The sequence below is a fragment of the Rheinheimera faecalis genome, from assembly GCF_021290965.1.
In the GTDB taxonomy this organism is placed as follows: Bacteria; Pseudomonadota; Gammaproteobacteria; order Enterobacterales; family Alteromonadaceae; genus Pararheinheimera; species Pararheinheimera faecalis.
The window spans coordinates 108,291-130,634 of record NZ_JAJOYT010000005.1; the positions used below are offsets into that span (position 1 = coordinate 108,291).

The following is a 22,344-nucleotide window of genomic DNA, read 5'->3' on the forward strand; positions in this document are numbered from 1 at the left end:
TATGAAGTTAAGTCAGGTATCGGTGCTGCTGGCTGGGTTAGTCAGCTCTGTGGTTTTAGCTCAGGTGGAACAGGTGATCCAGGTCGGGCATTTGCTTGATGTGCGCACAGGGAACTACCAGAAAAACAAAGCTATTCTGGTTGAAGAGGGTCGCATCAGCGCTATTGTTGATGCAAAAGATGCTCCCAAAAACGTACAGATGATTGATTTATCCACCCATTATGTAGTGCCTGGCCTGATTGATATGCACGTGCATTTAACTTCAGATCCACAAAAACATGGGTATCGTGGTTTAGTCGAAACCCCAACCCGTGAAGCCATCTTTGGGGTCAGTGCAGCCAAAGCCACCTTAAAAGCAGGTTTTACCACAGTGCGGAACTTAGGGGCCGCAGGTTACGCCGATGTGTCTTTGCGTGATGCCATTGACGATGGCGAAATTCAGGGACCACGGATGCGGGTGGCTGCTAATACCATCTGTATTACAGGCGGACACTGTGACAATAATCTGCTGCCACATATCTATAACTCCAGAAGTGCAGGCGTCGCCAATGGCCCAGATGAAGTTCGGGCTAAAGTGCGGGAAAATATCAAATACGGCGCCGATGTGATTAAGTTTGCGGCCACTGGTGGTGTGTTATCTAAAAATACAGACGTCAATGCCAGTCAGTATAACTTTGAAGAAATGAAAGCTTTAATAGACGAAGCTCACGACAGAGGTCGTATAGTGGCGGCTCATGCCCACGGTTTGCAGGGTATTAAACGCGCTATTGAAGCTGGGGTGGATTCGATTGAACACGGCAGCTTTATCGATGATGAAGCCATTAAACTGGCGAAAAAACACGGCACTTATTTAGTGATGGATGTCTATGTCAGTGACTTTATCTTAAGCGAAGGCGAAAAAGCCGGCATATTGCCTGAGTCTTTAGCTAAAGAGAAAAAGGTAGGCTTGTTGCAACGGCAAAATTTCCAGAAAGCAGTCAAAGCTGGTGTGAAGATGGCTTATGGCACAGATGCAGGCGTTTACACTCATGGTTTAAACGGCCGTCAATTTGCTTATATGGTGCAGTGGGGTATGACACCTTTACAGGCGATTCAGGCTGCCACAGTCAATGCTGGTACTTTGTTGAACTGGAAAAATGAGCAAGGCCAACAAAATGTCGGCGTGTTGGAAGTCGGTGCTTTTGCTGATTTAGTAGCAGTGCCTGTTGACCCTCTTACTCAAGTCAAAGCGCTGGAGCAGCCAGCTGTCGTCGTGAAAGCCGGCCAACAAGTGCTGTAAACTTTCTGACAGTAGCATTAGATATTCTAATGTTACTGTCACACTTTTTCTCGTCTTTCTTACACAGTGTTGTCATGGAATTGCTGAATAATTGCGCACAGTGAAATGACTTAACCCCCAGGAAGACTTATGAAACTTATTACTGCTGCTGTATTTACTGTTGCTACTTTGTTAGCTAGCCAGGTTCAGGCTGCGTCGAACTACACTTATTCAAACACTGAGTACTGTGAGCTTGTTGCGCAAAATGCTGTAGACAACTTATTAAAAGCTTATGCGAAAAAGTTAGGTTTTACTCCTGCCCGTAGTGCTTGTGTTCAGTTGCTGAATCCTATGACGGCGCAGTTAACACAAGATGCTGAAGCGCAAATTCGTGCTTACTCTCGTGGCTCAGCCCGTAAGTTACCCGCTTCAGTGGTTCAGCAGTTAAAAGCTATGCCAGTGGAACAACGTCGTGCTGCTTTGGTTCAGATCTACGGTTAATTCGTCGCTTTCAGTTGTGCTGGTGCTTGAAAACTGCGTAAAGTAGCCCAAGTTAACGGCTATACCCAGCAAGGCGGAGCACACAATGAGCGAATTTGACTTTGATTTAGACCACCTGGATTTTGATGGTGCTGAGAAAAAAACGGCGCAGCAACAGCTGGCTGCCGATCAGTTGGCCGCAGAACAGGCTGCGATGCAAGACGATGATTCAGATGATTGCGCTGGTGGCGCCTGTAAAATCTGAAGAAAATTTTGTATCAGCTTTATAGCTAAAACCTAAGGGTCTGAGTTTATCACTCAGACCCTTATTTGTTTTTTAGATTGATTCGATTGTTTTATTTTGTTTTTTAAATTGACCCTGAGCCTCTACTCTGTGTTTGCAGGATAGAGCGAACTCCAAAGAGGGTCATAATAATGTTTAATAAATCAGCCTTAGTCGTAGCTTTAGGTTTGTCTTTAGCGGTACAAGCAAATACTTTAACCAGAGACAATGGTGCTCCGGTGGGTGATAACCAGAATTCCACTACATCAGGTGCTAACGGCAGTGTGTTACTGCAGGACGTGCATCTGATCCAGAAATTACAACGTTTTGCCCGTGAGCGTATTCCTGAACGTGTTGTGCATGCCCGTGGTACCGGTGCTCATGGAGAGTTTGTCGCCACTGACGATTTATCCGATTTAACCATAGCTGCTCCTTTTGCCGACCAAGGTAAAAAGACGCCGGTTTTTGTGCGTTTCTCCACTGTTATCCATGGCAATCACAGCCCTGAAACTTTGCGTGACCCTCGTGGTTTTGCCGTGAAATTCTATTCTGATCAAGGCAACTGGGACTTAGTGGGTAACAACCTGCCGGTATTTTTTATCCGTGATGCGATTAAATTCCCGGATATGGTGCATTCATTAAAACCTTCGCCTGTCGACAATATGCAGGATCCAAATCGTGTCTTTGACTTTATGTCGCACGAACCGGGTTCTACCCAGATGCTGACTTTTGTGTATTCAGATTTAGGCACGCCAGCCAGCTACCGTGAAATGGATGGTTTTGGTGTGCATGCTTACAAATTCATCAATGACCAAGGTCAGGTGCATTACGTCAAGTTCAACTGGAAAAGTCAGCAGGGCGTGAAATCCCTGGACGCGGACCAGGTCACTAAAACTCAGGGTATGGATTTTAACCACCTGACCCGAGATCTGTATCAGAACATCAATGCCGGCAATAACCCGAAATGGGATCTGTATGTACAGGTGATCACACCGGATCAGCTGGATGATTTCGACTTTAATCCACTGGATGCCACTAAAACCTGGCCTGGTGTGAAAGAACGTAAAGTCGGCACCATGACGTTAAACCGTATGCCAAAGAACTTCTTTGAAGAAACTGAGCAATCGGCTTTTGCGCCAGCCAACCTGATCCCAGGTATTGAGCCGTCTGAAGACCGTTTGTTGCAAGGCCGTATTTTCTCTTACTCCGATACGCAACTGTATCGCTTAGGAGCAAATCACAGCCAGTTGCCGATCAACAAAGCCAAAGTGATGGTGGATAACCACAATCAGGATGGCGCTATGAATTTTGGCAACAGTACATCCAATGTTAATTACGAGCCAAGCCGCATTGAGCCAAAAACTGTGGTTGCAGCCGCCCGTGCTGTCGAAACAAAACTGGATGGCACTGTGATGCAAAAGGCTATCAGCAAGCAGGACAACTTCAGCCAGGCTGGTGCTTTGTACCGCAGCTTTGATAAGCAACAACAAGCCAATCTGATCCGCAACTTGTCCGGTGATTTAGGTCAGGTCAAAGATGCAGTGACTAAACACAAAATGCTGGCGCATTTCTACAAAGCTGACAGCGACTATGGCACTCGTTTAACCAAAGCCGTTAATGGCGATTTAAAACAAGTGCAGCAAATCGCTAAATCCCTGTAAGCCATTCCCTGGTGCAGGTCGGTTGGTTTTATCCCTCCAACTGACCTTAGTTTAAAGCCCTGCGAAACTCGTATGCTCTGTCCTGCACCCAGGGTGAGTTTCGCAGGCACCAATTCCCCTGCGTACTTGAAGCCGCAGCTTTGTTGACTACGCGCTCTCATTCCGGTGCCGGATTGAACACGAGACGGGCAGGGTAAACCCAGCCCCTACAACATCGCCTCGCTGCAACTCCAATTACTTTGGGGAGAATCCATAACTCTATATTTGAGGAGTTTGTCTGATGCGATTACTGCTACTGAGTCTGATGCTGTTAAGTACTATGCTGTACTCTGAAGAACAAGTCCCTGATCCACTGGAGCAACTGACGTCTTACTTTTTTGCCGCTGCCCGCACTGGTGATGTTGTCGTTTTGAATGAGTTTTTACAACAAGGCTTTCCTGTGGATCAGCGCAACAACCAAAGTTATACCGCCCTGATGGTCGCCACTTATGCAGGTCAGCAGCAAGCTGTCGAATTATTACTTCAACAAGGCGCAGATGCCTGCTTACGGGATAAAAGAGGCCATACGGCTATGATGGGTGCCATAGTGAAGGCGGAGTGGAGCATAGGAAAAATTCTGTATCCCATTGATTGCAAGGAAGACAAGTCAGTCGATGCAAAGGCACCAGTGACAGACAAAGAAAAAATGACGGTAGCGCAGTTTGCTGAAGTTTTTGGCCAAAGCGAAAAACTACAGCAACTGGCAAAGGAAGTTCAGGCCACACAAGAAACAAACCAAAATTAAAGTGCGGCTGTAACCTTAATTTCTACTTTCCATAATGGATTGGCAAGGCGGGCTTCCACAGTGGCGCGAGCCGGAGCCTGACCTTCTTCAACCCATAGATCCCATGCTGTATTCATCGCGTTGTAATCCGCCATATCGGCCAGATAAATAGTGGTATCGACAATACGGCTTTTCGTGATGCCGACTTCAGTCAGCAGCATATCAATTTGCGCCAGTACATTAGCCGTTTGTGCTGTGGCGTCAGCATCCAGATTGTCCGGCACCATACCGGATAAAAACACCAGGCCATTGGCGATCACGGCTTCGCTGTATCTTTTGCTGGGTTGTATACGTTGGATCATTAGTTTTCCTTGTATCAGATCACGGGTTTAAAACCTTCACTTTGACCATCGATCAAGTCATAAGGTGACATGGCCGGAATTTGCTGCTGAATTTGTTGTTCCAACTGGTCCAGAGTTTTCAGTTGCTGACAAATCTGCTGGCCACGTTGCTGTAAATTTTTACTGTTTTTTTGCATGTCTGTTTTTAACTGACTGCCGAAGGTTTGCATTTTCGCGCGGAAGCTTTGCATTTTCTCCGTGGCAGAACCTGGGCTTTGCAGTACATTTTGCCCTAAAGTCAGCATCATCTGGCCACTGATTTTAGCCACAGCTTGCTGAATTCGTTGTTCTGCTTCTTTCGCTAAGTTTTTATCTGCTGAGCGCAGCTGACTGCCGTAGACATAAATGGTATCCCCTTGCCGTTGCACTAACTGATTCAGTTGTTGTTCCAGTTCATCCACAGGTTGCTGTAGTTCAGGGTTTTCGGCAAGACTCATACCAGTAGCAGTTTGCACATTTTGATCCAGCACAGTGCGGGCCAGTTGCAGGCTGTCATCCATCAAAGCGGCAGAAGCCGTGACTTGCGTGCGAATGCCTTGCTGATAAGTTTTCAGATGCTGTTGGGTTTCGGTGTTGCTGTTGCTTTTTTGCTGAGCCAGCCACAACTGACCTTTGGTATCAATGCGCCACAGCTCCTGATCACCCCGTTGAATGCTAACGACTGAGGGGCTGACTTTTAAGTCGTCCTGCAAGGTCAAAGCACATTGATCACTGGCATAACTCAGACCACTTACCAGCATCAATGTACTGGCACAGATATACTTCATAACAACCTCAATAAGGTTAAAAAAACCATGCTGCCGGAAAAGTACTGAATCACCCCTGAACCAGCCTTCGTATTTAACGCCGCAGCGCCTGTTCGCCTCTCTGCAATGCCAACTACTTTGGCTTACAGCCTGGGTATTTATCACAGTTTCAGCTGGTTTGATTGTATCGTTCAAACAGCAGTTCAATCACTTGCCTGCTTTGTTGCAGACAAAGTTGTAAGTGGCTGCAGAGTGAGGGTTCAAGTGTGTCTTGTTGCAGTAACTGGTTTTCTGTCAGCCGGCACAACTGGCTTAAACGCATCAGCCCTAACTGGCCCATACTACCTATCATTCGGTGGAATACTTTAGGGTCGGGTTTGTCTTGGGTTAACTCTTGTTGCAGAGTATCAAGCTGCGCTTTGACGTTCGCGCTAAGCGCTTGTCTTTGTTCGGGCTTTAATGCTTGTAAAGCTTGTTTTAAATAATCCGTTTGATACAAAGGGCTTAACGGTGGCAGTTTGGCTAGTTGGGCAATCAAAGCCTGTAGCTGTTCACGCCGCCAGGGTTTAAACAACACTGCACTGAGTTGTGGAGCCAGGTCTTTTTGTACTGAACCACTGACTAAAACAAAACGACTAGTTTCATCCACCTGCCGTTGCAACTGCAGTTGCTCTATAGTCTGGTGTGCGTCAGCGTCTTCCAGCTGACCATCTAAAAAGACCCAGGCCCAAAGCTGTTGAGGTAGCTGTTGCACCTGTTGCAGACTGCTGACAGTAGTCACCACAAAACCCAGTTGAGTTAACGCCTGTTCCAGACTGACCCGGCATAACTCGTCGTCTTCGACCACTAAGGCTTGATTTTGTTCTGTGGTCGTTGGCTGGGTTTCAGGTAATAAAGACGACGCCTGACACTTCAGACTGAAACTCACTTCTGTGCCAAGCCCCGGTACGGACTGAATATCCAGAGCTGAACCCAGCTGCTGCAATAGCTTCTGGCAAACCAGCATGCCAAGGCCAGGGCCCGCCTGTAATGAGCGCTGCTGATTGAGGCGCTCGCCTCGCATTAACTGGCTGATTTGCAACGTAGTTAAGCCCACGCCAGTGTCCCGCACCTTGAACAATAAGTTCAGCTTACCCGCTTGCTGATCCAACAGCTCGACACGCACTTCAATTTCGCCTTGTTTGGTGTATTTGACGGCATTCGAGATCAGGTTCGTTAGCAATTGGGTCAGTAAATTTTCGTCCAGCAATAACAAGGCTGGGACATTGGATGCCACTGAATAGCTTAATTTAAGCCCTTTGTTACTGGCCAAAGGCTCGAGTAAGTTATGCAGGCGACCCAGTAACTCGGCCAATACTACCTGCTGATCCACGGGTTGATAGACGCCATAATCTAACCTGCTGGTGGTCAGAATATTGTTGATAATATTATCCAGCGACCAGACAGAACGACGCGCCAATTGCACTTTCTGCTGGCTGCTTTGGTGATCCAACTCAGTAAATAATTGGGCCAACACTGCATCTATGCCTTGCAATGGCGTGCGGATTTCATGGCCTAAGGTGGCGATAAATTCATTTTTAACGGCAATTTTTTGTTGGGCCATTTCCTGCTGTTTCTGCAGTAACAGGCGGTTACGCCTTGATTTGTGATAAAACAGCGACAGCAGTAATGCCAAAGCTAAACAGGCGCCGACAGATAACAACAGCAGCATATTTTTTTGATGTTGATGAGTCAGTTGATCCAACTGACCTTGCTGAGCGGCTTGCTGTAGATTACGTTCCAGCAATTCTTTGTGCTGTTCACTGGAGATCACCAGCGATTGTTTATGAATTCTGTCATCAAATAATTGTTGTTGCAGCTGCCGCACTTGTTCCGCAGCAGCATAAGCCTGTTGGTAATCCTGATTAAATTCGGCCACCTGAGCTGTTACTGTCCAATAATCCAGCAGGTTCTGAGGTTCGGTAAAATGCGAGCTTTGTAAGTTTAGCTTTTGATATAAAGCTGCAGCCTCTGCCTGCTGCTTAAACTCCAGCAAAGCCGTTAAGTAGTTTAAGCTGAATTGGCGGAAATTCGGCTGATGTTCGTCAGCTTGCAGTAACTGACTGATCTGTTGATACCTGGTGTTCGCCATAGCAGGACGGTCAAAATATAAATCCAACCAGGCTAAGCTTTGTTGAGCGTCCGCCTGCTCAATGTTATTTCCAACTTGCTGTGCTGCCATTAACGCCAGCTGGAGCTGTTGCTCACTTTCCTGATATTTTTTCTGTGGCAATAAACTACGGGCCAGACTTAAGTGGTATTGGGCTGTTAAAGCTTGTTCCTGACGGCTAAGGCGCAGTTCCAGCGCTTTACGGGCAAAATCTTCAGCAGCCTGATGTTGCTGATACAACCGGCTGGCTTCAGCCAACAGATGTAAAAAATTAGCCTGACGATTGCTGTCATCCCCGCTCATTGCAAGGCTCAGACCATCGCTGGCAATTTGAATAGCCTGGGGGTAGGCATACAAGTTTAAATAAATATGAGCCAGGTCATAACGGACGATTTGCAGCGGGATAGCGTTGTTGGCATCGACAGCAATTTGCATGGCTTCCAGTGCTTTGGGTAAAGCTTTATCGGCCTGACCTAAACGGTTCAGGTTGTCGGCTTGTCGCCTCAACGCATTAAATAACTGTTTAGTGTCCTTTTGCAGGCGGGCTAAACGCTCTATTTCCAGACTGGTTTGATAGGCTTGTTGATAATTTCCTTGCAGCATAAAAGCTGTAGTTTGCTGCAACAGAACTCTGTGATAATTGGCACTTTCTCTGTCTGTGCTGCTCTGCAGCCATTGTCTGGCATAGCTCAGGCTTAAGGCCGGGTCTTGTGTGACAAAAACTTCAGTTAACCTGACCAGCAGGTTCAGCCGTTGTTCTGGCTCTGTGCTTTGTTGTAGTTGCTGCTGCAATTGCTGACGCTCAGCTGCAGTTGAAACCTCTACCTGTTGGCTTTGCGCCATTGCGGGTAAAAGCAACATCAGACCCAACCATAGAAAAAGCAGCTTAACGGCCACTATACAACTCCTTGAACAGATTCAACCCATGCTAACAACCAGTTCTGATTAGGGCAAGGCGTCATCTGGTTTTATGGTTATAAACCAAAAACTTATTTTAATAACTAAAAGGTATAAAGCAGAGATAAGGGTTATTTAGGTTTATCCATTTAGACGGCTAAAATGGCTGCAACTTAGCTTATTTGTGGTGTTTTTATGCTATTTGCGTCCTTAGCTGCTCAGGCCAGTCCTTTGTCCGCTCAACAAATCAAGGATTTACAGTCGCTGGTCAGCCAGCTGAATCCTATACAGCAGGCCTGGGTCAGTGGTTATCTGGCGGCTGCTGCTCAATTATCCGGACAAGCTGCCGCTCCTGTACAACAGAGTAGCGAGAGTGCTGTGCTGACTATTCTCTATGGCTCACAAACCGGCAATGCCAAAGCTGTCGCAAATAAAATCAAAGCGGCCGCTGAGCAACAAGGCATAGCTGTGAAGTTAACAGATATTGGCAGCTATAAAACCACTCAATTGGTGAAAGAAAAATACCTGCTGATTGTCACCTCGACTTATGGCGAAGGTGAACCACCAGAAAGCGCTGTGGCTTTCCATAAATTCTTATTCAGCAAAAAAGCACCTAAGCTCGACGGTCTGCAATTTGCCGTGCTGGGTTTAGGTGATACCAGTTATGAATTTTTCTGCAAAACGGCCATCGATTTTGACGAACAACTGGCTGCTTTGGGCGGTAAAAGACTGCATGCCCGTGCTGATCTGGACGTAGATTATGCGGCACAGGCGGCCAGTTGGACTGAAACTGCAGTGCAGGCTTTTGCGCCAGAGCTAAAACAAGCTAGCGGTTCTGCCCAGGTTATTGCCTGGCCTGGTGCTACAGCCACAGCTGGTCATGACAGCGCTTATAGCAAAGAAACACCTTATCTGGCTGAGTTATCCGTCAATCAGAAAATCACTGGCCGGGATTCAACCAAAGATGTGCGTCATATTGAAATCTCTTTGGCCGATTCAGGAATAACCTATCAGCCTGGTGATGCTTTGGGTGTGTATTTCCTCAATGACGACAAGGCAGTGGACGCTATTCTTACTGCGACAGGTTTAGCTGGCACGACAGAAGTGCAGTTGGCTGGTCAGACTTACAGTTTAAAGACTGCGTTAACTGAACACTTAGAGCTGACCCAGTCTTATCCGAGCTTTGTTGAGAAATATGCAGAGGCCACGGCCAACAGCGAATTGCTGGAGCTGGTCAAAGATAAAGCAGCCTTACGTCAGTATCTGGACAACCGTCAGACGCTCGATGTGATTTTACAAAACCCAGCGCCTTTAACGGCGCAACAGCTGGTTGACGCATTCCGTAAACAACAACCGCGGTTGTACTCCATTGCATCCTCTCAGGCTGAAGTGGGTGATGAAGTGCATTTAACTTTGGGCGTAGTACGTTACGACGCTTTTGGCAGCACCCATTTAGGTGGCGCTTCAGGTTTCCTGGCTGAACGTTTGGAAGAAGGCGCTCAATTAAAAGTATTCGTGGAACACAACGACAACTTCCGTCTGCCTGACCATGAAACCCCAGTCATTATGATAGGACCAGGTACTGGTATAGCGCCGTTCCGCGCTTTTTTACAAGAGCGGGATCAGGCCGGAGCTACAGGTCAGAACTGGTTGTTTTTTGGTAACCCACACTTTACTCAGGACTTCCTGTATCAGGTGGAACTGCAGGATTATTTAAAACGTGGTGTGTTGAGTAAGCTGGATGTGGCTTTTAGCCGCGATCAGGCACAGAAAGTTTATGTGCAGGATAAATTACGCTTAAAAGCCGAAGAAATCTGGACCTGGTTACAACAAGGCGCTTACCTGTATATCTGTGGTGATGGCAATAAAATGGCCAAAGATGTACATCAAGCCTTGCTCGACATAGCGCAACAACAAGCTGGCCTCAACGCAGAAGAGGCAGAACAGTATTTTGACGATTTACGTCAAGCCAAACGTTATCAGAAGGATGTTTATTAATGACTCAGCCAATTAACCCGGATTTGCAGGTGCAAGGTCAGCTGTCTGATAACGAACGACTGAAAAAAGACAGTCATTTATTACGTGGCACTATCACTAAAGATTTAAAAGACGAGATCACTGGTGGCTTTAACGGCGACAACTTTATGTTGATCCGTTTCCACGGTATGTATCAGCAAGATGACCGCGATATCCGCCCTGAACGCGCCGAACAAAAACTGGAGCCTCTGCATAACGTCATGTTACGTGCCCGTATGCCTGGCGGTATTATCAAACCAGAACAATGGCTGGCCATCGACGAGTTTGCAGCGGATAACACCATCTATGGCAGTATTCGTTTAACCACCCGTCAGACCTTCCAGTTCCACGGCGTATTAAAGCCAAAGATCAAAGGTATGCACCAGATGCTGAACAGCATAGGGATCGACTCTATCGCTACAGCTGGTGACGTAAACCGTAACGTGTTGTGTACCTCCAACCCGGTCGAGTCGGTATTGCATCAACAGGCTTATCAGTGGGCGGCGAAAATTTCTGAGCATTTATTGCCAAAAACTAAAGCCTACGCCGAAATCTGGCTGGATGAGCAGAAAGTAGAGACTACAGAAGTCGAACCTATTTTGGGTGAAGCCTACTTGCCACGGAAGTTTAAAACCACAGTGGTGATCCCACCGCAAAACGACGTCGACGTGCATGCCAACGACTTAAACTTTGTCGCTATTGCCGAAAACGGTCAGTTAGTTGGTTTTAACGTGCTGGTGGGTGGTGGCTTGGCCATGACTCATGGTGATAAAGGCACTTACCCTCGTAAAGCCGAAGACTTTGGTTTTATTGGTCTGGAGCATGTGCTGGCGGTGGCTGAGCATGTGGTGACAGTGCAGCGTGATTATGGCGACAGGGTCAACCGTAAAAACGCCAAAACTAAATACACCATAGACCGGATCGGTGTGGATGTATTTAAAGCCGAAGTGGAAAAACGTGTTGGCGTGAAGTTCCAGCCAAGCCGTGCTTATGAATTTACCGGTCGTGGTGATCGTTTTGGTTGGGTGGAAGGCATAGATGGTAAACATCACCTCACTGTTTTTATCGAAAACGGCCGCATTCTGGATTATCCGGGTAAAACCTTAAAAACGGGTGTCGCTGAAATTGCCCGTATTCACAAAGGCGATTTCCGCATGACTGCGAATCAGAACCTGATTATCGCTGGTGTTGCGGTTGAAGATAAAGCCCGTATTGAAGCTTTGGCACGTCAGCATGGTCTGATTAACGACAGTGTGACAGAGCAGCGTAAAAACTCTATGGCTTGTGTGTCTTTACCTACTTGTCCACTGGCGATGGCGGAAGCTGAACGTTATTTACCAACCCTGGTTACTTATGTTGAAGAGTTACTGACCAAACATGGTGTGCCTGATGACCACATTATTTTACGTGTGGTGGGCTGCCCTAATGGTTGTGGTCGCGCCATGTTGGCTGAAGCTGGTTTAGTGGGTCGTGGTCCTGGTAAATACAACCTGTATTTAGGTGGCAACACTCAAGGCACCCGTATTCCAAAGCTGTATTTAGATAACGTGGCTGAAGCCGAAATTCTGCAGGCGTTGGACGGCTTGATTGGTCGTTGGGTGCTCGAACGCAACAGCGGCGAATGTTTTGGTGATTTTGTCGTGCGTGTTGGCGTTGTGGCCGAAGTGAAAGTATCAAAAACCGACTTTCATGCCTGAGTTCAGTTTTAAGTATGCCCTGATGAGTTGTTAAAAAGCACCAGGGCAGGAGAGGCAGATTATGAGTCAGTATAAACAGCTATTACAGCTGGGCACAGAACAACAGCAACAACTGCTGGCTGAAGCCAACCAGTTGCTGCTGCCTTTAACGCCTGCACAAAGGGTGCAATGGGCGCTTGAGCATTTGCCGGATCAGCAGATTTTAAGTTCCAGCTTTGGCATTCAGTCTGCTGTAATGCTGCATCTGGTGACCACTGAGCGGCCTGATATTCCGGTGTTACTCACCGACACCGGCTACCTGTTTCCTGAAACTTATCAGTTTATTGATGAGCTGAAAGAGCGGTTGCAACTGAATCTGAAGGTGTATCGTGCGCACTTAAGCCCTGCCTGGCAGGAAGCCCGTTTTGGCAAGTTATGGGAAAACGAAGCAGGTATTAAACAGTACAACCATATGAATAAAGTCGAGCCTTTGCAGCGTGCTTTAAAAGAGTTGAATGTGGGCACCTGGTTCAGTGGTTTACGTCGCAGCCAGTCCAGCACCCGCGCCGATAAAGATATTATCGAAATCAGCCGCGGCACAGTTAAAGTGCAGCCTATTATCGAGTGGTCAAATAAGGACGTGTTTTATTATCTAAAAGAACATGACTTGCCGTATCACCCTTTGTGGGAGCAAGGTTATGTTTCTGTTGGCGATGTGCATTCCACCCGCAAACTCGAACTGGGCATGACCGAAGAAGACACCCGCTTTAACGGTTTTGGCCGTGAATGTGGTATTCATCTGGATGGGGATGGTATTTAAACCATCCCGCTTTCACTCTTGCTCCTCCTGCCACTGAACTGGTTAATAGTACCAATTATCGTCTTTGTCCCCTAAGTGAATAAAAATAACTTGTAGTTAACAAGCTGACCTATTACATTCTCATCGGTAAAAAACCTGTACTGGGTTTGTGTTATCAGCGCCCTGAGCTGGCCTGATCAAAGGGAATTAGGGAGCTGGATGTGGGGTGGTTGGGTCGTTATTTGCGGCTGAGGACTCAGGATTTAGGCAATGCTGATACAGCGTTTTGGCAACAAAGTGTGCTGCGCATTATAATGTTGTCTGGTTTGTGTCTGGTGTCTGTTATTGTGTTCCACAGTTCCTGGCAAGCATGGCAACTGGGCGCTTATCACGTCATCATCATCACCTCGTTATTTTATGCTGCTTTAGTTTTTGCGCTGTTTCTCTCCAAACAACATACAAAGAAAAGTGCGGTGGCTTTGCTGCTGATTGTGGTGATGGCAGGGCTTTGTATTCTGCTGTTTAATGACGATTTTGAAATGGGCAAGCTGGGTATCATTTTTATCTATACCTTGCCGATGATCAGTCTGATGTTTTTTGGATTCAGAACAGCACTCGTTTTTATGACTCTGAATTTCATTCCTTTTTTCTATCTGCTGCAAAATGAAGCTCCGGATAATTTATTCGGTTTATCTATTACTCTGCCTGCAACCCATAGCTACTTACATGGCCTGTTGTTTTTGTTTTTTAATTTATGTTTACCTTTGGCCGCGGCCCGTATTTTCAGCACTTTAAAACGCAGTGCCGGTCAGCTTTCTGAGTTGAATCAGAATCTGGCACAAAGCCATGATTATTATGAAGAGTTGTTTGAGCATAATGGTTCAGCCACTGTCTTAGTGACGGCTTCCGGCGATGTTATCAAATCGAATAGCCAGGCTTGTGAGGTGCTTGGGCTGGAGCCTGGACAAAAAGCGAATTTATTGTCCTTACTCAGTTTTGTGCAGGATAGTCAGTTACAAGGACATTGGTTAAAGGGCAAAGTGGAATGCAACGTAAAAAGTCGTCCTGAGTCCAGTTTGGTATTAAAACATGTGATGCTGACCCGCTCCGGGCACCATGTGGTCAGCTTGCAGGAAATAAGCGCTCTAAGGCAATTGCAACTGCAGCTGAAACAAAGTCAGAAGGTGCAGGACAGCTGGCTACATTATGACAGCTTAACCTGTTTGCCTAATCTGGCCGGTTTTACTGAATTGGCTAACTACAAACAAGAGCAGTTAGCACCCCATGAGTTTGCGCTGGTGGCTATTATCCGGCTGCGGCATGTTAAAACACTGAATCAGCAATATGGTTATGAGTTTGGTAGCCAGTTATTACAACATTTTGCCAAAGTGGCTAAGGCGGCTTTGCCGTCAGATGCTGTATTGGCGCGGGTTCGGGGAGTCAAGTTTGCGCTCTGGCTGAAAGGCGATTTAAACGTGTTGGATCCAAAACAACTGGCGCAGGCTATTGCCAGCCAGTTGCCGGTTGAACTGACAGTTGGGCCTTATACAGCTCGTATGACTTACCAGTTTGGAGTCAGCTTCACTGAGCTGCGGGACAATCACAATGCGCAACAACTGATTGAACAATGTGAGCTGGCGCTGGAGTTATCTGACCCGAATCAGGCCGTTGGCTTTTATGATCAGCAGCAGGCTCAGCAATTGGAGCAGGACTATCAGCTGTTAAATGCCTTTCGTGACGCAATACGGCAAAAACATCTGGAGCTGTGGCTACAACCTAAGGTCGACCCACAAGGTAAAATTCAAAGTTTTGAAGCCTTAAGTCGCTGGTTTATTGATGGGCAGGCGATAGCGCCCGATTGTTTTGTATTAATGGCAGAACGTCATGGCTTAATGACGATGTTTTCGCGTTTAGTCTTGCAGCAAAGTGTCAGTATTTTACAAAGCTGGCAGCAGCAAGGTTTGTTATATCCCATAGCCATCAACCTCGGCGGGCCTGAGCTATTGGATGACAGTTTTTTTGCGGAACTGATGAGCTTAAGTGCTGATCACCCCTGGCTTACCCGCTACCTGCAACTGGAAATCACCGAAACCAATATTGCAGTGCAGCAACCTTTATTACATAAGCGTTTAAAGGCGCTGAACCAGTATGGTTTTAGCATTTCTATCGATGATTTTGGTACAGGCCATTCGTCGTTAAGTCAGTTGGTCGATTGCCCGGCCGATACCATCAAAATAGACAGGCGTTTTGTCAGCTGTATCCCACAAGACAGCCGTACAGTACGTATTCTGCATACTACGATCCAACTGGCTAAAGCCTTAAATCTGAATATAGTGGCTGAAGGGGTCGAAAACGATATTCAGCGCCGCTTCCTGCAAAGCCTGGGTTGTCAGCTGATGCAAGGTTATTTATTTGGCCGCCCAGCTCCGGCTTTGTATTGGGAAAATTTATTGTCGCCCAAGTTAGCCGGGTTGGAATTAAGCTCGAAGCAGGCATAAGGATATGCCGTTCAGTTTCTGTCCAGTTTTGGCGGATACACTGAGTTAAACAGTAAATTAGGGACAATGCTTATGTTGAATAAACGACTGGCCAGCCTGGTACTTTTAACTTTGGTGGGCTGCTCAGACTCTTCTGAACCTGCTGTTACTGTGCAGCAGCCTAATGAATCTGGCGTTTATCCTCCTGTTTTTGCTGAAGCGCCAGTTGACACTCTGATCTTATGGGTCGCAGCCGAAAAGCGTCAGTGTATGGCGGTGGGGCCTACCGAATGTCTGCAAATTCGCCATCACCCTGAAGAAGACTGGCAACTGTTGTATGGCGATATTGTTGGTTTTGATTATCAGCCAGGCAGGGTATATCAAATTGAAGTCAGCGAAGTACGGATCCCTGAGCCGCCGGCTGATGCGCCAGACAGGCAATGGGTGTTGCGACAGATCATTAGTAGTCATTCCGAATAAAGCGCTGCAGTTTGTAGTAAATTCTTGTTTTTCTGCCAAATACAGTACAAATCAGCAGCAAACTGCGGCATGCTGGAGTCAGTATTCTTAGAAATGACAAACGAGGTCATAGCTTGAAATTCTGCTTTGCTGTTGTTCTTCTGTTGCTGATCCATTGTCCTGCTCAGGCAGCTGACGCCTTACCATCTCGTTTACTGGAACTGGAAGAATTAGCTGTTGATAAGTTCAGTGAAGCTGACGCTGAGTTTCGTCTGTTATTAAAAAACACCTCAGAACCACAACAATTACTGAAGGTGCAGCAAAGTTACTGTTGGGTGATCGCTGTTCAGGATCCTGCGCGGGCTTTACAACTGGCCGAGGAGTACAAAAAACAACAACAGGATTTGATGTGGCAACTGCGGTTTTTATTGTGTGAAGGTTATGCCAAAGAGCAGCAGGATAAAACGGCTGAAGCCATGCTGGATTATCAGCGGGTGCTCTCTTACAAAGAGGCTGAGACTGATCCTGAGTTACATGCTAAAGCTTTGGTGCTGCGTGGTGAACAATACGCCCTAAATGCCGCTTATGCTGATGCCTTAACCGATTTGCAAAAAGCTTATCAGCTGGAACTGTCGCACGGCACAAAAGGGCGACAAAATTATGTTGCCAATGCATTAGCTAATTTATATTCCGATTCCGCAGTCGGTGATTATGACCAGGCCATCACACTGTATCAAAAATCTCTGGAGCACTGGCAAAACAGCGGTAACTTGCAGGGGCAGGCTACGGCTTTGTTCAATTTAGGTGGTACCTACGAAAGCGCTGGTCAACTGGAATTGTCGCTGAACTATTTAAATCAGGCATTGGCTATTGATCAAAAGCGCGGGGATTTGGATGAAATTGCCTACGATAAACGATCGGTTGCCAGGGTACTGACCAAATCAGGCCAGGGTGAAAAGGCTCTGGTGCTGCTGAACGAAGCTATAGCTCATTACCAATCCAGTTCTGATGCGCAAATGCTGGCTTATTGTCAGCTCAGCCGCGCTATCAGTTACAGGACCCTAAAACTGTATCCAGAGGCTCGCCAGGATTTTGAGTCGGCGATGAGCTATTTTGGGCAAAAGCCAGATCTGCGTTTTGAAGCCTTGTTGTATAAAGAATATGCTTTGTTGCTGGCGGAAATGCAGCAATGGCAGGACGCTTTTATTATGCAGCAAAAGCAACAACAAAAAGATGCTGAAATTCAGCAACAACTGCTCGATCAGCGCACCTCCCGTTTAAAAATCCAGTTACAAACTGAACAAATCCAACGCGAAAAAACCGAACTGGAAGTAAAAAATGCAGCTCAAAGGCAAGCTTTAACAGACGGAGAGAAGCTCAGGTTTTGGCAGTATTTGGCGCTCTGTTGCGCTTTGTTAATGATTTTGGCCATGCTGTTTTTATTTAGCAGGCAAAGAGCTTTGTCTGCGCAACTAAAAGATATGGCGTTAACTGATGAATTAACTCATCTGCCCAACAGGCGTCATACCCTGGCTTTAGCGCAACAGCTATGGCATCAACAGCAACCTTTTTGCGTGTTGGCTATAGATATTGATTTTTTTAAGCGGATTAATGATCAGTATGGCCATGCTGCGGGCGATTTAGTTTTGCAAAAGGTCGCGTATTGCCTGCGGCAAGAATTGCGGCCAGTGGACAAGCTTGGGCGGGTTGGTGGGGAGGAGTTTTTAGTCCTGTTGCCCGGTACTGAGCTCAATAGTGCTAAGGCTATAGCGCAACGTTTGTGTAATGCAGCGGCCGCATTAGAGTGGCCGCAACTGGAGAATTCCTATCAGGTCACTATTAGCCTTGGGGTCGCTCAGCTCGATCAACACAAAGACTTTATGCAACTGTGGTGTTCTGCTGATGAGGCTTTGTATAAAGCAAAACAAAATGGCCGTAACAGAACAGAAACGGCTGACTAATTCAACTGGAGCCAGTTTTGCTTAATCTGATTTGTCGAGGCTTTGCCTGTGTTGTTTCAGAGCTGCCAGCTTAGTGTTATAAAACTCCCGACGCTCGGGTTCATAGGCATAATCCATAGCTTGTTCCACCAGGCGTTGAGCTGATTTGAAGTTTTTTTCCTTCAGGTACAAGCTGATTAACGCCAGGTTAGCCTTATGCAGGTAGGGCGCTTTTTCCAGTAGTTTTTCGTAATAGCGTTTGGCATGGCTGAATTGTTGATTACGTTCAGCATCTATGGCTAAAGCTAACCAAGCGTAGGGATTGTCATCCTCATTGGTCAGCAGTTGCTGATTGATTTTTTCCAGCAGTTGTTGGTTATCCATTTTTATCGCCAGATCCCGGTAATTGGTCAGTAGAGTGATACGGTTATCTTTGAGCTTCATTCCATAATCAAACCATTGAGCTGCTTCTGCATAGGCATTTTTCCGGTGATACATTAATGCCGTCATATTCACAGCAGGATTATAGGTGGGGTCCTGCTCTAAGGCTTTTTGGCTTAAAAAGAACGCTTTATCACTATCGCCTTGCAGCAAGGCGTCTGCTGCGAGGTTGCTGAACAGCATGGCGTGAAAGCGGGCAACCTGAATGTCCTGCCCTGTTAAATGAGTGTTATCCGGGAAGTAGTCGATAATCAGTGCGCCTCTTTGCAGCAACAGCTTGCCTTTTTCCTGCTTCGTCGTTGCTTTGTAGAGATAAGTACGGATGTGGTTTGAACTGATGAAAATGTTATTTTTGTAATCAATCAAAGGTTCCTGATAAATCACTTTGTAACCCACTTCAATATTGGCCAGTTTTGCCAGCGCCGAAGTGACCAACGCCAAAGTCATGCAGTTCCCTCTTCGTTGCTCCAGAGCAAGCTGCGCGCTGTTATTGGCGCCTTCGTAGGTAAAGTACATCAGCTTATTTTGCAGATAATTGTAAAGTCGGTATTCAGCCGTATAAGTGGCTTGCTCCTGGCTATGAAAATAACCTAAAAAATCCTGCTGCTGCTCGTCGTTCAGGTAAAACAGTTGCTTCAATTGTGGCAGGCTTTCAGGTTGTCGGAACAGACTGGCGGATGTTGCCGGCAGCTGCATAACCTTTGGCGACGCCTTTTGCGTTGCGCAACCTGACAATGTAAGAATACAAAAAAGCAGAATAATTTTAGTCAGTGACATAGTCCATTCGTCCAACTCATACTTTGCTATAAGCTAACATCCGCTTCAGTGAAATTAAAGTCCCTGTTTTATCTCTGGCTGCTATGAAGCTTCGAGAACTCCGACTTGCCCCGCTAGCAGATTCAAGGCAAAATCGGGCACTTATTCCTATAACTGTGGCGCGCACCACAGCAGCAACAGAGAGTCCGTATGACATCCAGTCCATCCCGTCCATGGCAAAAACTTCTGCAATTAGGGTTAGTGCCACAAATTATTATTGGTATTTTATTAGGTGTGCTGGTGGCTGTGGTATCGCCTGAACTGGCAAAAAACTTATCCTTGTTGGGCACCTTATTTGTCAAAGCGTTAAAAGCTATAGCGCCTTTATTGGTGTTTGTGCTGGTGGCTTCAGCTATTGCCAATAAACAAGCTTCAGAAAGTGGCAGTATCAAACCTGTGCTGGTGCTGTATCTGTTTGGTACCTTTTTAGCCGCAGTGGTCGCTGTGCTGTTAAGTTTTATGTTCCCAACGACGCTGGTACTGACGGCTGTGCCTGAAGCTATTGCTGCACCTGAAGGTATTAGTGAAGTATTAAAAGCTTTATTGCTTCAAGTAGTGGATAACCCTATCAATGCCTTGATTGCTGGCAACTACATTGGCGTTTTGGCCTGGGCTGTGGGTTTAGGTCTGGCGCTACAACATGCCAGTAAAAGTACCAAATTAGTCTTTTCTGACCTTTCACATGGCGTATCCTCTTTAGTGCGTTTTATTATCCGTTTGGCACCTTTTGGTATTTTGGGTTTAGTCGCAGATACCATAGCCACTACAGGTTTTGCTGCTTTAGCCAGTTATGGTCAACTGATTGCTGTGCTGTTAGGCGCTATGGCGATTATCGCTTTTGTGGTGAACCCGCTGCTGGTGTTTGCTAAAACAGGTTCTAACCCTTATCCGCTGGTCTTTACCTGTTTACGTGAAAGTGGCGTGACTGCGTTTTTTACCCGCAGTTCAGCCGCCAATATTCCGGTCAATTTGCAGTTGTGTGAAAAGCTGAAACTCAACGAAGAAATTTACGGTGTGTCCATTCCGCTGGGCGCGACCATCAATATGGCAGGGGCAGCTATTACCATCACAGTGCTGACATTGGCGACTGTAAATACATTGGGTATAGAGGTAGATTTTGCCAGCGCTATTTTATTAAGTGTGCTCGCTGCTGTTTCTGCTTGTGGCGCCTCTGGAGTAGCTGGTGGTTCTTTATTGTTGATCCCTCTGGCCTGTAGCTTATTTGGTATTCCAAACGAAGTGGCGATGCAGGTTGTGGCCACTGGTTTTATTATTGGTGTGATTCAGGACAGCGCTGAAACTGCGCTGAATAGTTCTACTGATGTGGTTTTTACTGCCGCAGTCTGTCAAAGCCAAAAAGTCTGACTATGAAAAGGACTGAGAACATTAGTCATGCATAACTAATGTTAAAAAGGGTGGGCCATATTTATTTGGTCCACCCTTTTTTATTACTCCTTCATTCCATTTAGTTATAAGAGATCGATATCCATTATTGTAAAAAAGACGTTTAGACGTCTAATATGCAGGCTCAGATTAAAAAGCTTTGATTGAGGTCGCCACTCTAACCAAATCAGAGCATAGTTGTATCAAAGTGCTGTCCATACAGCAGGAGCCTCAAGTGCAGTATTTGCCTATTTTTGCCCAATTGAATAACAGACCTGTGTTACTGGTGGGTGCTGGTCATGTGGCATTGCGTAAGGCGGGCACTTTGCTAAAAGCCGGCGCCCGTTTAACAGTAGTGGCCACTTACTTTTCAGATGAATTCAAAGAGTGGCAGCAACAGGGCAAAGCAACCTTAATTGAAAGCCGTTTTGCACCTGAACACATTGACGGACATGTGCTGGTGATAGCCGCTACTGATGATGATGCAGTCAATCAGTCTGTGTTTGAGGCTGCTGATGCGCGCAATATTCTGGTCAATACTGTGGATGATCAACCGAACTGCAGTTTTATTTTTCCTGCCATTATCGACCGCAGCCCTATCCTGATCGCCATTTCCAGTGCGGGCACTGCACCAGTCTTGGCGCGGCGTTTGCGGGAAAAACTCGAAGCTATATTACCTGCACATTTAGGCCCGCTGGCTCAGTTAGTGGGGTCCTTTCGTGACAAAGTAAAACAAAAGATTTCAGGTTTTGCCGGTCGTCGCCAGTTTTGGGAGCGGGTATTTGACTCCTCCATAGTGCGTGAAGTGCAGGCCAATAGGTTGGATCTGGCGCAGCAGCAATTAGAAGCTTTATTAGAGCGTGAAATCCCGACTCAGGGGGAAGTCTATTTAGTAGGTTCTGGCCCTGGCGATCCTGAGCTTCTGACTTTAAAAGCACTGCAACTGATGCAACAGGCTGATGTTGTGGTGTACGACTATTTAGTCTCAGAGCCTATTATGCAACTGGTGCGTCGTGACGCTGAATTGATTTGTGTAGGTAAAAAAGCCGGTGCGCATTCGGTAGCTCAGGAAGAAACAAATAACTTGTTGGTTTCTTTAGCTTTATCAGGTAAAAAAGTATGCAGACTCAAAGGCGGTGACCCTTTTATTTTTGGTCGTGGCGCCGAAGAAATTGAAGTGCTGTTACCTCATAAGATCCCGTTTCAGGTGGTGCCAGGTATTACTGCAGCCGCAGGGTGCGCCGCTTATGCCGGTATTGCTTTAACCCACAGGGATTATGCCCAGGCCGTGCAGTTTGTCACTGGTCATTGCCGTAAAGATGGTGTTGAACCGGACTGGCAAAGTTTAAGCCGGCCAAACCAGACGCTGGTGATTTATATGGGCCTGATGAAAGTAGAACATATTCAGCAGCAGTTATTGGCCGCTGGCCGTGCTGCAGATATTCCTGTGGCTGTTATTGAAAACGGTACCAGAGCCGATCAGCGTGTATTTACCGGACAGCTCAGCCAGCTGGCCACTTTAGTCGCAGAGCATCAGGTGCAGTCACCCGCTTTGTTGATTATTGGTGAAGTGGTGGCCTTACAGCAGAAATTAAACTGGTTTGGTGACAGACCTGATCAGCAGGCTCAGCAGCCTTTAACCAACAGAATTTAAACACTTTTTGTTTTAGAACTCTTTTTTACAGACTTAATGGGAGCA

The 22,344-nt window shown here is 46.6% G+C and carries 17 protein-coding genes; 13 read left to right on the top strand and 4 right to left on the bottom strand.

Annotated elements, in window-relative coordinates:
• Nucleotide 1: 1 nt before the first annotated feature.
• The 5 genes from LSG34_RS10700 (at nucleotide 2) to LSG34_RS10720 (ending at nucleotide 4,466) form a co-directional block, all read left to right on the top strand.
• Nucleotides 2-1,279: a Xaa-Pro dipeptidase gene (locus tag LSG34_RS10700; protein ID WP_233009089.1), complete on the top strand. Its 1,278-nt coding sequence runs from the start codon at nucleotides 2-4 to the stop codon at nucleotides 1,277-1,279.
• A 129-nt stretch (nucleotides 1,280-1,408) separates the two neighbouring features.
• Nucleotides 1,409-1,759, top strand: a complete 351-nt coding sequence (locus LSG34_RS10705; RefSeq protein ID WP_233009090.1) for a hypothetical protein — start codon at nucleotides 1,409-1,411, stop codon at nucleotides 1,757-1,759.
• An 85-nt stretch (nucleotides 1,760-1,844) separates the two neighbouring features.
• A complete protein-coding gene (locus LSG34_RS10710) occupies nucleotides 1,845-2,003 on the top strand; it encodes a hypothetical protein (RefSeq protein ID WP_164731921.1) in 159 nt (52 codons plus the stop codon).
• Nucleotides 2,004-2,173: 170 nt separating this feature from the next.
• Complete coding sequence (locus tag LSG34_RS10715; RefSeq protein WP_233009091.1) at nucleotides 2,174-3,682, top strand: catalase; 1,509 nt, start codon at nucleotides 2,174-2,176, stop codon at nucleotides 3,680-3,682.
• 280 nt (nucleotides 3,683-3,962) lie between these two features.
• Complete coding sequence (locus tag LSG34_RS10720; RefSeq protein WP_233009092.1) at nucleotides 3,963-4,466, top strand: ankyrin repeat domain-containing protein; 504 nt, start codon at nucleotides 3,963-3,965, stop codon at nucleotides 4,464-4,466.
• Here the strand turns inward: LSG34_RS10720 and LSG34_RS10725 are convergent.
• From LSG34_RS10725 to LSG34_RS20850, 3 genes are all read right to left on the bottom strand, one after another.
• Nucleotides 4,463-4,807, bottom strand: a complete 345-nt coding sequence (locus LSG34_RS10725; protein WP_233009093.1) for a RidA family protein — start codon at nucleotides 4,805-4,807, stop codon at nucleotides 4,463-4,465. The two genes, LSG34_RS10720 and LSG34_RS10725, sit on opposite strands and share 4 nt — an antisense overlap.
• 14 nt (nucleotides 4,808-4,821) lie before the next feature.
• Nucleotides 4,822-5,613: a DUF2884 family protein gene (locus LSG34_RS10730; protein ID WP_233009094.1), complete on the bottom strand. Its 792-nt coding sequence runs from the start codon at nucleotides 5,611-5,613 to the stop codon at nucleotides 4,822-4,824.
• A 148-nt stretch (nucleotides 5,614-5,761) separates the two neighbouring features.
• The gene (locus LSG34_RS20850) at nucleotides 5,762-8,638 is read right to left on the bottom strand and encodes an ATP-binding protein (RefSeq protein ID WP_233009095.1); all 2,877 of its coding nucleotides are present in this window, start codon (nucleotides 8,636-8,638) and stop codon (nucleotides 5,762-5,764) included.
• A gap of 195 nt (nucleotides 8,639-8,833) precedes the next feature.
• On the opposite strand from LSG34_RS20850, the gene LSG34_RS10740 reads away from it, so the two are divergent.
• From LSG34_RS10740 to LSG34_RS10765, 6 genes are all read left to right on the top strand, one after another.
• Nucleotides 8,834-10,636: an assimilatory sulfite reductase (NADPH) flavoprotein subunit gene (locus LSG34_RS10740; protein WP_233009096.1), complete on the top strand. Its 1,803-nt coding sequence runs from the start codon at nucleotides 8,834-8,836 to the stop codon at nucleotides 10,634-10,636.
• Nucleotides 10,636-12,351: an assimilatory sulfite reductase (NADPH) hemoprotein subunit gene (gene cysI / locus LSG34_RS10745; RefSeq protein ID WP_233009097.1), complete on the top strand. Its 1,716-nt coding sequence runs from the start codon at nucleotides 10,636-10,638 to the stop codon at nucleotides 12,349-12,351. Before LSG34_RS10740 ends, cysI begins: the two co-directional genes overlap by 1 nt.
• A 61-nt stretch (nucleotides 12,352-12,412) precedes the next feature.
• The gene (locus tag LSG34_RS10750; RefSeq protein ID WP_233009098.1) at nucleotides 12,413-13,150 is read left to right on the top strand and encodes a phosphoadenylyl-sulfate reductase; all 738 of its coding nucleotides are present in this window, start codon (nucleotides 12,413-12,415) and stop codon (nucleotides 13,148-13,150) included.
• Between the two features lie 200 nt (nucleotides 13,151-13,350).
• Nucleotides 13,351-15,627: a GGDEF domain-containing phosphodiesterase gene (locus LSG34_RS10755; protein ID WP_233009099.1), complete on the top strand. Its 2,277-nt coding sequence runs from the start codon at nucleotides 13,351-13,353 to the stop codon at nucleotides 15,625-15,627.
• A 72-nt stretch (nucleotides 15,628-15,699) separates the two neighbouring features.
• Nucleotides 15,700-16,086 carry a DUF4377 domain-containing protein gene (locus tag LSG34_RS10760; RefSeq protein ID WP_233009100.1) on the top strand — a complete coding sequence of 129 codons (387 nt, stop codon included), beginning with the start codon at nucleotides 15,700-15,702 and terminating at the stop codon, nucleotides 16,084-16,086.
• A gap of 113 nt (nucleotides 16,087-16,199) precedes the next feature.
• Nucleotides 16,200-18,026: a tetratricopeptide repeat-containing diguanylate cyclase gene (locus LSG34_RS10765; protein WP_233009101.1), complete on the top strand. Its 1,827-nt coding sequence runs from the start codon at nucleotides 16,200-16,202 to the stop codon at nucleotides 18,024-18,026.
• A gap of 21 nt (nucleotides 18,027-18,047) precedes the next feature.
• Here the strand turns inward: LSG34_RS10765 and LSG34_RS10770 are convergent, their stop codons facing one another.
• The gene (locus tag LSG34_RS10770; RefSeq protein ID WP_233009102.1) at nucleotides 18,048-19,142 is read right to left on the bottom strand and encodes a transglutaminase domain-containing protein; all 1,095 of its coding nucleotides are present in this window, start codon (nucleotides 19,140-19,142) and stop codon (nucleotides 18,048-18,050) included.
• Nucleotides 19,143-19,412: 270 nt separating this feature from the next.
• On the opposite strand from LSG34_RS10770, the gene sstT reads away from it, so the two are divergent.
• Together sstT and cysG are read left to right on the top strand one after the other, a co-directional pair.
• Nucleotides 19,413-20,627: a serine/threonine transporter SstT gene (gene sstT, locus LSG34_RS10775; RefSeq protein ID WP_233009103.1), complete on the top strand. Its 1,215-nt coding sequence runs from the start codon at nucleotides 19,413-19,415 to the stop codon at nucleotides 20,625-20,627.
• Between the two features lie 253 nt (nucleotides 20,628-20,880).
• A complete protein-coding gene (cysG, locus tag LSG34_RS10780; protein ID WP_233009104.1) occupies nucleotides 20,881-22,299 on the top strand; it encodes a siroheme synthase CysG in 1,419 nt (472 codons plus the stop codon).
• The last annotated feature ends 45 nt before the right edge of the window (nucleotides 22,300-22,344 follow it).